11 protein-coding genes are annotated in these 12,555 nt (G+C 44.5%); 4 read left to right on the forward strand and 7 right to left on the reverse strand.

Annotated features, from left to right (window positions below; translation table 11 throughout):
• Positions 1 to 91: 91 nt before the first annotated feature.
• Together NYE58_RS35425 and NYE58_RS35430 are read left to right on the forward strand one after the other, a co-directional pair.
• A complete protein-coding gene (locus NYE58_RS35425) occupies positions 92 to 667 on the forward strand; it encodes a C39 family peptidase (protein WP_076124249.1) in 576 nt (191 codons plus the stop codon).
• 135 nt (positions 668 to 802) lie between these two features.
• Complete coding sequence (locus NYE58_RS35430) at positions 803 to 1,462, forward strand: hypothetical protein (protein WP_341004166.1); 660 nt, start codon at positions 803 to 805, stop codon at positions 1,460 to 1,462.
• Positions 1,463 to 1,615: 153 nt separating this feature from the next.
• On the opposite strand, the gene NYE58_RS35435 is transcribed toward NYE58_RS35430, so the two are convergent.
• Positions 1,616 to 2,164 carry a pyridoxamine 5'-phosphate oxidase family protein gene (locus tag NYE58_RS35435; protein WP_036682364.1) on the reverse strand — a complete coding sequence of 183 codons (549 nt, stop codon included), beginning with the start codon at positions 2,162 to 2,164 and terminating at the stop codon, positions 1,616 to 1,618.
• A 153-nt stretch (positions 2,165 to 2,317) separates the two neighbouring features.
• Between NYE58_RS35435 and pdxR the strand changes: the two genes are divergently transcribed.
• Both pdxR and NYE58_RS35445 read left to right on the forward strand, forming a co-directional pair.
• Complete coding sequence (pdxR, locus tag NYE58_RS35440) at positions 2,318 to 3,748, forward strand: MocR-like pyridoxine biosynthesis transcription factor PdxR (RefSeq protein WP_341004167.1); 1,431 nt, start codon at positions 2,318 to 2,320, stop codon at positions 3,746 to 3,748.
• A gap of 323 nt (positions 3,749 to 4,071) precedes the next feature.
• Positions 4,072 to 4,239: a DUF4352 domain-containing protein gene (locus NYE58_RS35445; protein WP_143761884.1), complete on the forward strand. Its 168-nt coding sequence runs from the start codon at positions 4,072 to 4,074 to the stop codon at positions 4,237 to 4,239.
• A gap of 270 nt (positions 4,240 to 4,509) precedes the next feature.
• Here the strand turns inward: NYE58_RS35445 and NYE58_RS35450 are convergent, their stop codons facing one another.
• The 6 genes from NYE58_RS35450 to NYE58_RS35475 form a co-directional block, all read right to left on the reverse strand.
• Complete coding sequence (locus NYE58_RS35450; RefSeq protein WP_076132870.1) at positions 4,510 to 5,874, reverse strand: MATE family efflux transporter; 1,365 nt, start codon at positions 5,872 to 5,874, stop codon at positions 4,510 to 4,512.
• Between the two features lie 75 nt (positions 5,875 to 5,949).
• Positions 5,950 to 6,609: a RibD family protein gene (locus tag NYE58_RS35455; RefSeq protein ID WP_076220834.1), complete on the reverse strand. Its 660-nt coding sequence runs from the start codon at positions 6,607 to 6,609 to the stop codon at positions 5,950 to 5,952.
• Positions 6,610 to 6,629: 20 nt separating this feature from the next.
• The gene (locus tag NYE58_RS35460; protein WP_076276314.1) at positions 6,630 to 7,766 is read right to left on the reverse strand and encodes a sugar ABC transporter substrate-binding protein; all 1,137 of its coding nucleotides are present in this window, start codon (positions 7,764 to 7,766) and stop codon (positions 6,630 to 6,632) included.
• A gap of 15 nt (positions 7,767 to 7,781) precedes the next feature.
• Positions 7,782 to 9,722, reverse strand: a complete 1,941-nt coding sequence (locus tag NYE58_RS35465) for an alpha-amylase (RefSeq protein WP_081387429.1) — start codon at positions 9,720 to 9,722, stop codon at positions 7,782 to 7,784.
• A gap of 36 nt (positions 9,723 to 9,758) precedes the next feature.
• Positions 9,759 to 10,805 carry a zinc-dependent alcohol dehydrogenase gene (locus NYE58_RS35470; RefSeq protein ID WP_341004170.1) on the reverse strand — a complete coding sequence of 349 codons (1,047 nt, stop codon included), beginning with the start codon at positions 10,803 to 10,805 and terminating at the stop codon, positions 9,759 to 9,761.
• Between the two features lie 265 nt (positions 10,806 to 11,070).
• On the reverse strand, positions 11,071 to 12,453 hold the full coding sequence (locus NYE58_RS35475) for an SMI1/KNR4 family protein (protein ID WP_312147329.1): 1,383 nt from the start codon (positions 12,451 to 12,453) through the stop codon (positions 11,071 to 11,073).
• Between the last annotated feature and the right edge of the window lie 102 nt (positions 12,454 to 12,555).

The following is a 12,555-nucleotide window of genomic DNA, read 5'->3' on the forward strand; positions in this document are numbered from 1 at the left end:
ATATTTAAACTTTACACATAAGTTAATATATGGTATTTTAATAGTGTTATTAAAAGGAATATTAATCCATAATAAGGAGCTGATTCCATTCATGAAATTATCTTTAAAAAAGAGATTGATGCTTGTTGGAACCTTTGTTTCAGTCTTTCTTTTTTCTTTTGTTTCCCAAGCATATGCGACTAATTTAATTGGCTACCCTACAGCTACACAAGCTAAGAATAATTGGTGCTGGGCTGCGACTAGCGTTACCATACTTCAATATTACGGAATCTCTGTAAGCCAATGTTCTTTTTATGATCATGTGAAGGGAACCTCCGGCTGTACAACAGACGAGAGTGAATCTTATGGAACTGTTCAAGAAGGCATTCATGATTATGGTGTCTCCAGTTGGAATCATACAGGAGCACTATCTTACAGCGATGTAAAAAACCAGATTGATAATGTTGGCAGTCCTATATATGTAAGCTGGAAATGGAATAGTGCTACCGGTGGCGGGCACGCAGTAGTTATCTATGGGTACGACACATATAGTGGAAATGATTGGATTCAACACATGAACCCGAGTGGGGGCACAAAAACCTCCATGTTATACACCAACGTTAAAGGTGGCTCCAGCTACGATAGAACCTGGAGATGGGGACTTCATGGCTTCAACAAATATATTTAAGGAGGGCTTCCCATTAAGAAAACGCTGCTTTTAACTGTAACTTCATTCGTTTTATTTCTGACTTTTTTCTCACCTGTATGGGCTCAGACCGTAACTGAAGATGTTGTTTCTTTTGCAAATACAGAAGGATTAACATTGATTAAAGAAGGGCTATCTAAAGATCCTGAAGGGTATGGTTACAACAATGAAGCAGAGATTAGTGAAATTACCGTAGGTCAAGGAATGCAGATTCATTTTATTGATGGCGCTAAGCTTAGGGCGGCTTCCGATAGTCTGATTGAAACGGCCACACCCCAAGACAACTGGGAGTTTCTTATTTTATCGGGCGGAATACCCAAATCTAAAATGATCATTCAAAAGGATTCAAACGGGTCCTATCAAGTTACTGAGTTTGGAGGAAATCCTAATACTTTGGCCTATGCTATTCATTCACTAGAAGCTGAGGGTGAAGTGAGTGAGCCTACACTTATCCGTGAGCGGGACGAATATATAGCTGCCTTCAAGAAAGACAATCAGGAACTAATCATCGCCCCACAACAAGCCTCATCAGCAGAAACAAAAGGACTAAGCAATATTTCGGAGCCTCAAGCACCCGGGCATTTAATTGATGTGTTACAAACGATGCAGAACGATTCTTCCGATGACGAGCAGGATGGGTCGGGAACCATTGCTTCCGCATATTATGCGGACGATAATAATCATCTGACAAGGTCTATCACCATTAGCGCCATTATTGCTCTAGTAGCGGTATTTGTGTTCTGGGCCTATCTCAGAAGACGTAAACAACCTAAATAAATGTAAAAATAAGTAGGCCGCCCTCCTTCATTGGATTGCGGCCTACTTTGATAGATAGTACCTCTAAAAAGCCTCCCTCTCCCCATATGATTAGGACATAAAGGCTGCCAAAGACCTCGTTAGCATAACACCATTTGTAATGGTATCTTGCGGCTAAACATCTCGTCCAGTACCCATGCCCCTTTTATACATTTTTTCTGCTTCAATAGGACTTTCTTTTGCCGTGATATGATACGGAATTACCCGATAAACTTGAACCGGACCGCCAAATACAGCCGATCTATACTTTTCCACATGCTGCTTGGACAAGGGGCGATTATAATAACCCGGTACGTATTTATTGATCAATTCCTGAAGTACATGTGTGGCTTCATCCAAATCTGAAATCGGTTCTGCTTGTCCAAAAATCATTACGCTCATATAAGCTGTATCCGTTTTGGCTGGTACCGGATCTGTAATAGTTCCGTATTCCTCACATACCGTAAAACATACCTCCGGATTATCACGCATGACCTGATTACGTCTTCCATCTCCAGCCCCATGAATATACAGTTTCCCTTCAGTCCATACATAATTAAGTGGCACAACATAAGGGAGGTTCCCATCAACCAACCCCAGATAACCTAATCTCGTTTGGTGAAGGAACCTTTCAATCTTCTCTTGATCTAGGCATTCCCTGGTCTTGTAACGAACCGAATTCATATCGAATCTCTCCTTTTATTTAAATTGCGGATACCAGCGTTGTTACGGTAGTATATCAATGAATGGATTGCATTAAAATATCCATAATTCGCTGTTTAGAGCAATCCATAATCAGCTTTTTATGATTGGAGTTTCTATTTGGAGGTATGTACGATGATGAAAGTAATTCGTAATGATAAGCGACCGATCTGGCAGCAATTGCTTGATCAAGCGATCCATAATATTACTAGCGGAGTCTGGGCACCAGGAGAACTACTGATTCCTACCCGCGAACTTGCGCACATCGTAGGTGTCTCCCGCTCAACTATACAGATCGTCTATGAGGAATTGTTAAGTCGGGGTTATACAGTTACCTCCCGCCGGGGAGGGACGCGAGTTAGTACATGGAAGCAAGTCGCTATATCAACGAAGGAAATAGAAACAGAGGGCCCCACACCTCCTTCACTCTCCTTGCTAGACTCAGCTGTTGATCAATTACATGACTGGTTCAGAGGTAAAGAACCGCTAGAAGTGGATATTGATTTCAGTCCCCATGAACCCTATTTGGATGAACAATTTCAAAAAAACTGGCGGCAATCGCTGCTCCAGGCATCCTCTGAAATGGATTTATCAAGCTGGGCTTACGGTAACTGCTACGGGTACACACCATTACGTGAGCAAATACAGCGTTATTTATCACTTGAACGGGGCATACATGTCCAAACCAATCAGATTCTGTTGACCTCAGGAGCTCAGCATAGTATTGACTTAATCGCACAGTCACTTTTAGCTGATGGGGACACTGTCTCAGTAGAAGATCCAGGTTTCCCAGCTGCTTGGATGGCAATGAAATACCGCCGTATGAATGTGGTACCCGTTCCTGTTGATGAGTATGGTCTAGTGGTTGAGCATATTCACCCGCAATCCAAACTGGTCTTTGCCACCCCTTCCCACCAGTGCGCAGTAGGGGTCGTTATGTCGGAGCCCCGCCGGCAACAATTGCTGCATAAGGCCGTTCAAGAACGATTTTGGATCATTGAAGACGATTATGATAGTGAATTTCGATATCGCGGGGAGCCGCTGCCAACGCTGTTTAGTCAGGCATCTAATAATACTTTGTATCTCATGAGTTTCTCTAAAATGATTGCACCAGGCATTCGTATTTCGGCTATTGTTGGATCAGTCGAGGCAATTGCTCAACTAGCGAAGGTGCAGGAGCTGACTTACCGTCATCTTCCGATTATGGATCAGCTAACACTAACCCACTTCATTAAAAATGGTCATTTTATGCGCCATATGCGAAGAGTCAGAAACGTATACCGGCGAAGACACGAGGTCATGGCAAAAGCTATTATGGCTAGCGGTTTAGGGGAGCGCTTCACGCTCAGTGGAGTAGAAACTGGATTACATATGTTATTAGAAGCTGAGGAAACATTCGACGAAGAAGCTGTGACAAAGTTAGCCCTACAACATGGAATACGTGTGTACCCTCTTGGGCCCTATTGTTTGGATAGCAAAAGAAAAGGATGGGTATTAGGGTTTGCAAAAATAGATGAGGCAGCAATTGAGCAGGGCATTCATCGTCTTGCGGAGCTGATCCTATAAAATCATCTCCGCAGCACTCACAAAATTTATTGAACAGTCCATAGACTATTTTAGATTTATGAAACCATTGCTTCCGCGTATTATCCGGACGATAATAATCACCTAACAAGGTCTATTACCATTAGCGCCATTATTGCTCTAGCAGCGGTATTTGTGATCTGGGCCTATCTCAGAAGACGTAAGCAACCTAAGTAAATGTAAAAAGAAATAGTCGCTCTTTTCATGAAGTGCGGCCTATTTTTCTCTCATCTACGGCTCCCGAGAAATATTCAAACACTGCACTCTAATACTATTAAAAACTTACCAAGAAACTACTAAAAGGCATGTTGATTACTACTTCCGGAGACTATTTTTTATATGAAGGAATCAATCCTGGATTGGCTCAAACAGACAATGTAGTATTTGAAATCCCAGAAGATATGACTGGCTTTCTTTTGAATGTCCAAACTGGGTTCTGGGGAACCGAACAAGGACAGATTGAATTGAAATAATACTATATGGATCGTAAACCACCAATGTAAGTTGGTGGTTTTTTGTTACTTTTTCGACGTAAAAATTCTACTTTATGATCAAAATAACCGTCAACGAAGTAACTGGTGCTTTAAAACGTAGTGGTTAAGATACTTGGCAGTTAACAACTGAATATTTAAAAATCAATGCAAAAGGCACTACCTTGAGGCAGTACCTTTTGCATTGTTAAGTGAAGAGATCTCCAATTTAGGGGGGGTTAATACTCCACACCGATTCAATCAGGTCGTATGTTACATAGCTTTTTCAGCCAGATCACTAACTAAATTTCTCATCCACTTACGGGAGTAAATCCGGGCGTAGCCGAAACCAAAGCGGACAACCTCCTCCAGCGAGATGACGAGATACACAAGGTAGACTGGTTGCTTCCAAATGTATGACAGCAACAGCCCGGATGGGACACCTATCAGCCACGTTGCGGTAGACTCCATGCCGAATACGAACTTGCTGTCTCCTCCGCTGTTTAGAATACCGCCGGCTATAATCATATTGGATACTTTGACCCAAAGAAATCCAGCAAACACGATAACGATATACATGCTCATTTGCTTAGCATCCTCGGAGATATTGAACGCAGAGACATACAGCTTCGAGCCTGCCGCAATGATAACCCCGACAATCAGAGAGATAATGATGCCTAGGCGAATGAACCTTTTCGCATGATCGAGTGCGATATCAGATTCATTCGCACCCAAACGGTTGCCAACCATTACCCCTGCTGCACTAGCCAGACCCGATAATAAACCGATGCAAAGACCCTGAAGTGGGAAGGTAATGGTCATTGCAGTCATTTCCATCGTCCCCATACGGCTATAAATGACCGCATATGCCGTTTCACCCAATACCCAAATCAATTCAGTCAGTAGCAGCGGATAGGTCGTTCCAAAAAACTTGCGAATGAGCGGTTTAGGAACGATGAATAAGTTCTTTAACCCGACAGCTCCCGGTAAACGATACCGGTACACGGCACCAATGATCAACAAGCATTCGAAGACCCTAGAGATAAGAGTAGCAATGGCAGCGCCCTTCAGACCAAGCGCAGGAGCACCGAAATGACCGTAAATAAGTACGTAATTCAGTATAATATTCAAGCCAACTGCAATTAGACTTACATACATCGGCCATTTGGCATGGCCAGTACTGCGTAAAATCGCGGAATACATCATCGTGAGCATGACAGGTACAAAACCGATCGACATTATCTGGAGAAAAATATAACCCTCATCTATTACATTCACGTCTGTAGTGAACAGGCTCAGAAAGAGCGGCGAATCGATGAAGACAGCCGCAGAGAACAGGAATGAGAACGCAAAGCCGGTGATCAGTCCGAGACCCAGTACTTGAGAGACGCTTTTGGAATCTTTATTTCCCCAAAACTGGGCTGCATATATGGATACACCCGTCGATAAACCGGCCAAGACAACCGCGATGATCCCGTATATTTTGGTCGACATCCCCACCGAGGCAATTGCCACATCTCCCAGCTGCCCAACCATCAATTGATCCGTCAAATTAAGCAATGCCATCAGCAAGCTTTGAAGCGTAACGGGCACAGCGATTTTATACACACTTTTGTAGAAATCTTCTTTCTCTGACATGTATCGTTCACAACCCCCATATTCTCGATTTTTCCAGAACTCATTGTCATTCGCAGTCTATGACTTAGTGTGAGGCTAGATCACCTTTTTGTAGCGCATGAGCGTGTAGTTATCTTTTGGTTGAATTTCTACAACCTTGAACTTTTTCGCAAAGCTCAATTGCTGATACCCGTCTCCATCCACTAAAGTAATGTTTGTGGAGCCGCCTATGATGATTGGAAGCTGCATTAGAATAATCTCATCGACGATATCCTGATTGAAAATATGCCAGTTTAAGAATCCGCCGCCTTCGACCAGCAGACTGGTAATCCCATAGTTCTCCTCCAACTGACGTTCAAGCTCCACAAAATCTACTTTATCCTCGCCGCAGATAAGGCACTCCTTTCCTCTTTGCCGGATCTGTTTGATTTTTTCTTCATCCCGTCCTTTCTCGGTCGTGACAATAATCGTCTTCCCTTGGTCCGAGAGTACATTGCAATCTAGCGGAATATCCAAGGTAGTTGTCGGAATGATACGAATTGGATTTTTATTTTCCTCATACCGATTAGTAAGGAAAGGATTGTCCGTCAAAATTGTATTTTTGCCGACCATAATTCCCTGCACCTTCCCCCGGAATAGATGAATAAATTCCATATCCTCACTGGAAAACAAAGAAAAAAGCTCTTTACTCGAATTACCAGCGCCCATAGTAAGCTTTCCATCAATAGAAATTTGGCTGAATATCGTTGTTTTCATTTGGCTCTCCCCATCTCTAATTAGCTTTTAAATGCGCCCCAAGAGGCTTGAATAGTCTGTTCTATTTTGTTCAATGCTTGTTCAGGATTGCTCAAGGGCAGCTCGATAAGACCCGCATTTAACGCCTCCCATACATGGATCATGAAGGGATAAGTCGGCATCGGCCGTGAATGATCTAGAAGCGATAAAATCATCTTTTTGTTAGGCGCAGCAGAGGCAGCTAGACGGTTCAGCACCTCTTCCTGAGCCGGAATCCGCTGTACACCCAGCGTCCACATCGATTGGCATTCGTCACTCAGCATAAAGCGCGTGAATGATAAAATATCTTCCCTCTCCTCGGACGTTAATGAATGATTAGGGTAGATCAGGCCGATAGAAGAAGACATGGATAACGATTGCCGCCCTTCGATGCTCGGAAGCTGGCAAACCGCAAGCCTATTGTTCATATGCTTATCTAGATGGTTATAAATCCACTCGCCACAAATAATGGCGCCGATCTTACCGTCAATGAACTGCTCAAGCAGTCCTGTGGAGCCGTCGAGACTAACGAGCACGCCTTGATCCATCTTGTCGCTAATAAACTGAAGCGCCTGCTTCATTTCAGAGGTGACGATATTCGGCTTTCCATTCTGTACAGGCCAGCCGCCGAAAGCTGTAAGGAACGGAATAAACCAATAGCCTTGCTGTAAGTCTGCTCCAATCGGTACGATACCTTGGGCGGATAACCTTTCTGCTGCCTCTTCGAACACGTCCCATGTCGTCGGCGCACTAGGGTAAATCGACGGGTTGTAATACACAACCAGATGATTGCCCCGCAATACCGGGATACCATACTGAACACCATTCATTTGCATCGTTGAAAGAGCACCCTCAGTCAGCGTATCGTCAAATAGCCCGCCCGGCACTTCGGAGTAAAGACCGTTCTCAACATAGGAGGACATGTCGGCAGGAACCATCGCCAGATGTGGACCTTGCTGGGTGTCCTTAATTTGGTTCAGGCGCGCAGTCAGCTCCTTAATATTCATGACTTGTGGCGTAATTTGTACCCCAAAGCGCTCAGTATACAGCTTACAAATTCCCTCCAGCACCTCAATCGAGGTATCTCCCGGACCATCAAACTCATGCCATACCACGACTTCCTTATTGTTCTTTTCCATTGCAGCCTCTCTCCCTTACCTAAATTGTCTATCATTGTTTACGAGCACTAAAGCCTGATTAGGCGCAAGCAGCAAGCAATCGAACGCCTGACCTACGCTGCTACCCGTTAAGGAACTATCCAGTGTTACCGTCATTGGGCATCGGCCAGGTACGGCAACCTTCAAATCAACTTGGCAGAAAGCAGCAGCACTCAAGTTAAAGCAGCACAGCAGCGTTTCATCTCCTTGCATATACCCATACAGAACAATACCTTCCGGGGATTGAGCCACGAAAAAGTTTTCCGGCTTCACTAGGTGGCGCCAATCTTTCTTGAGTTCACTTAGCTCTGCCAACAGCGGCAGCATCGGTGTAGGATTGGTCCAATTAATTTGCATAACGTTAAAAAAAGCTCGGGAAATCTCCTCTCCGTTCGTGTTATCTCCAAGACCACAGTTGAGCGGCTGCTCCTCATTCATTTCATACCCCGTCGTCACGTATGGAATTGCGTTCGGAAGAAATTGATTAAATACCGCGATCATCCGAGCAACCTCTACACCGCCACGGCTGGTGATCCGAGGAGTATCTGCTGTTTCTGCACAGGCAAACACATGTATATTCAACTCAGGCAGCTCTTCTAAGAATGAAACGAGATTCTCTTTAGTAATTTGTGTCATGACGTTCCACCCACTGCCAAGCATAATGTTATAGCCGGTGTTTGCCGCCTTCTTGTGGTTGCGATTGAACAAATCTTCGCTGATTAAGATCGCATTTGGATTCATCTCTTTAATCGTGTCAAAAATACGAGTCAACAACGGAATAGGAAGCACGTGTCCGATGTCGATGCGGAAGCCGTCAATCCCATATTTTTCGAGATTAACCCGTACTGCCTCCTCCAGAACATCCCACAGCTCCAGATTCGGCTGCTCTCCCGGGTAGTCATTACATTTAATCGTATCAAAAAGGACATATGGCGCCTGATCCGGACTTATAAGATGTCTCACTTGCGGAGAGAAATCCTTGTAGAGGCGTAAGAACGTAATGTCTGTCCAAATCGGCTGCACATCATTTATCCAATCCGAATGCGCTGGAGCAGTCGTTATCCCCATCTCTTGCTCCACCAAAGTTAATAGCTCATCTCCAGTTTTAGCAGCTTTCTCCTTTAAGTGCTGCCAAAGAATTGGATGGAGTTCATTGGGCGGTGGCGTGAACTTCCGCAGAAATACTGCTGTCTCCTGGCTGCGGTAGACCGTCTCCAATTTGTCCGGCGTACACTCCTCAAAAAATCCAAGCTGGGGAATCGCGGGCGGCGCAAAGCCTTCTAATTCGTCCATTTTGATCCAATACACCCATTCAGGATGCTCGGTAATGAACACACTGTTTTTCGCCGTCACACGGGGAATGAAATCAACAACAGTCTTAATATCAAGTAAATGACAAGCCTCTACCAAAGCGCTGAGCTCATCGTGGATCGTAAACTCCTCCATATCATCCAATAGGCTATCGTGCAGGTTCTCGTCCAAATGGAATAACGATTGCACTGCGTAAGGGGACCCAATATCCCCCTTCAGATTCAACTTGCTGTACTGGTTAACTGGAAGCATGTACAGAATATTGATGCCCATTTTCTTTAGCAGAGGCAGAAGAATAAAGAATCTTAAAAAAGTACCTGATTCAATTTTTCCGTCATGGTTGTAATCCCAAGCCGTAGAATAGCGAATAAGCGAAGAATAGATCGCGCTATCGTCCAGATTTATGCGTTCCTTAAGCAGATATCTCCACGAAAGCCTGTCCACATAATTCAAATGATCAGTCAAAAAATCATACGGGTGTACACAAATTTCACCCTCTTTTTCTAAGAGAACACGTTCATATTGGCACTCATTCCACACTGCGGGTATCCAAATTGGCTCTACCTCTTTGGCCTTTTGTGTAGACAAGTAATCTTGAATTAATCTGAATTTGCTATCATTGCTCATCAACAGTGCCACCTCTCATTGATTGTAGTCTTACGTTTAGGGAACAAAAACCGTCTTTACGGTTTCACTCCCAACCACCTTCAAAGAGTTCAATTCATAGCCGATTAACTCATCTATCGCTGCTTCATGCTGACTGAGCTTAACTTTTCTAGTTACTAGTTTCTCCATTTCAGGAGTTTCAGCGGCAAACCGCAAAGCTTCCTCGAACATGTAGCGGTATTCACCTGCTGCTATAATTTTTATTGCATGCTGCACGAATTTGGTAGGGGAAAAGGTGTAGCGATACTTCGCATTAATACCAAAAGGAACGATGCGGCCTCCACGTTCAATCCACTTTTCCGCCACTTCGAGTTGAGTGCCCACCGTATCGATAATCACATCAAACTTATGTCCCGCACAGATTTTGTCTACGGTAGCTTGATTTAATTGGGCAGGGGTTAGAGCAAAATCTGAGATCTCTCTGGCAAAAGCTAGCCGATAGGGATTAACTTCAGTCGCTACCGTGAGCGCAGATTTCGACTTGCTCACAATTTGGCTTAACAGTCCCATTGGACCCGATCCAAGAATGAGTACCTTGTCGTCTGCTGTGACATTAGCTTCTTTGAAATTGTGCAGTACACAGGCAAGCGGCTCAATCAAAACCCCCGTCTCCCAGCTCATATGATCGGGAAGACGGTGTGCAAACGTTTGTGCAGTTGAGTAAAAAAAAGTGAATGTCCCATTTCGATTCAAACCCGCAATAGGCATCCCATTTCCATCGATGCCCGTACAGAGGTGCGGCTGTTTCTTCAAGCAAAAATAGCATACATCACAGCTTTGATTCGGATCGATAACTACGCGGTCGCCTACCTTAACACGGTCAACGTTGCTGCCGATTTGGATTACAGTCCCTACTGCCTCATGACCCCGAATGACCCCTGGAACCCCCTCCTCTTTCCCAGTTATGACTGCTAAATCTGTTCCACATACACCTGTCATCTCAATCCGGATCTTGACTTCATCCGGTGCTGCAATCTGCGGCTCTTCCCATTCGCAGAGCTCCAGCTTATGATTGGATGTCCACACCAACGCTTCCATACTCATTCCCCTTTCTCTTTTTTGTTATCCATATTCGCCCAGAATATATCATAACTACCATGTAAAAGTAAGGTGAATGTTGTCGAAAAATGTTAATAATTACATTTTTATATAAACACTCACGAGTAAGCGCTTTAATTTTCTTTCGCTTATTATGCGGATTGCACTGTCTGAAACGGCAAGTTTAAGGGCCATCCCTTGTGGGATGACCCTTGAATACTATCGTGATCAATCGAGCACCGCACGGGAATAAATCCCACATCAACGTCTCCTATTTTGCAGCTTCCGCTTCCAGCCGTGTAATGACCTCTGAGCCGGCTTGATCTGTGAAGCTAAGCACCCCGTTTTCCTGAACGATCAGTCCTTCCCGTATTCGGCCATCCAGCCAATCGCTGATCCAGCCGGGAGCATACCCTCCTTGGCCGAACTCGCCGCCAAAAGCAATCATTTCTTCATATACATCCAGATATTGTTGACGGCTCGTATTTGGATAAGAGCTTGTGTATAGCCAGAACTGCACATCATACATCAGAGTAGAAAGCTCATCCGCATGAAAGGAGAAGTGTCCCTTCTCTTCAACGATTCGGGTACATACTTTACGGATCTTATGCTCAAGCTGATCTACTTCAGACACATGGCTGCACAGCTTCGCAAGCAATGGCGAGAATTGGCCTACGGCTACTTTGCGCAAATCCTCCTCTTTATCTTCTTCAGAGGTGTCGTATTCTTCATCACTCACCAGGCCGCGTATAAACGTCTCGAAGTCTGGGGCCAGAAACGTAATCTCATAATTATCTTCCTGATCCACATGAATCACCTCGGGTTCACCGTCCTTCCCGCAATTCCGGTAATCCAGCATCACGACATCATGACCTGCCGAAGGGCAATCGCAAATTACCACGCCAATGTCAGGGTATCCCCACTCCTCAATCATAAACGGACTGCCGAGATCGCCGCAGAGTGAATAGCTTTTCTCACGTCCGATGCCCATAATGCACGTAATCGCGATATGATCCTCAGCCCATGAGGTCGCATCCTCCGTAGGAAAACAGGTATTATAAGGCACTCCCCCATTGTGCTGCTTCATCAGACTGATATAAGAGGCAGGAAGCTTGTAACCTAGTTCTTCTTCTACAGAAGCAATCAGCTCATCCGTAGGCGGGGCCGAAACATATTCTTTTAGCGCATAATCGCTATCTTTCCAAAATTCGGAGAGGTCCATCCCTTCAAAAGGAGTTGCAGTCGTCCCCGAATCATTATGTTGCTCTCTGATTGCCTGTCTGGCTGCGGCGTGTTGTTCTTTGCGTAGCTTGCGCTGGCTGAATTTCAGAAACATGGCCGTATTCTCATCATCCGGATCGAGGTCATGGGCAATACCCAGCACTCTCACCGCTTCCTCATATCGATTCAAATAATAATAGGAATATCCCACACGAAAATACCACAGATAATCATTCTGTCCTTGTTCCGCAATCTTCGCGAAGTGTTCAAGGGCTTCTTCATAACGTTCCAAATTGTTATACGCTCTTGCCAGACTGCTGACCATCTCGTAATCTCTGTCCGCTGGAGGAATCTCCATCAGAGTGTCTACAATCTTCTGGTGTTCATCATCTTCATGCCACTGTGTCAGCTGTGCGATTAGTTCTTTGTCCATGGTCTACCTCCCCAAGCTTATAATCAAGTTACTAGAATATAGAGAAATATGGTTTTCCCTATTCTACCAGATGGGATGTAGGTATTGAAAATCGATAATAGA

This window comes from Paenibacillus sp. FSL L8-0708, assembly GCF_038009325.1.
GTDB classification, from domain to species: domain Bacteria; phylum Bacillota; class Bacilli; order Paenibacillales; family Paenibacillaceae; genus Paenibacillus_AQ; species Paenibacillus_AQ odorifer.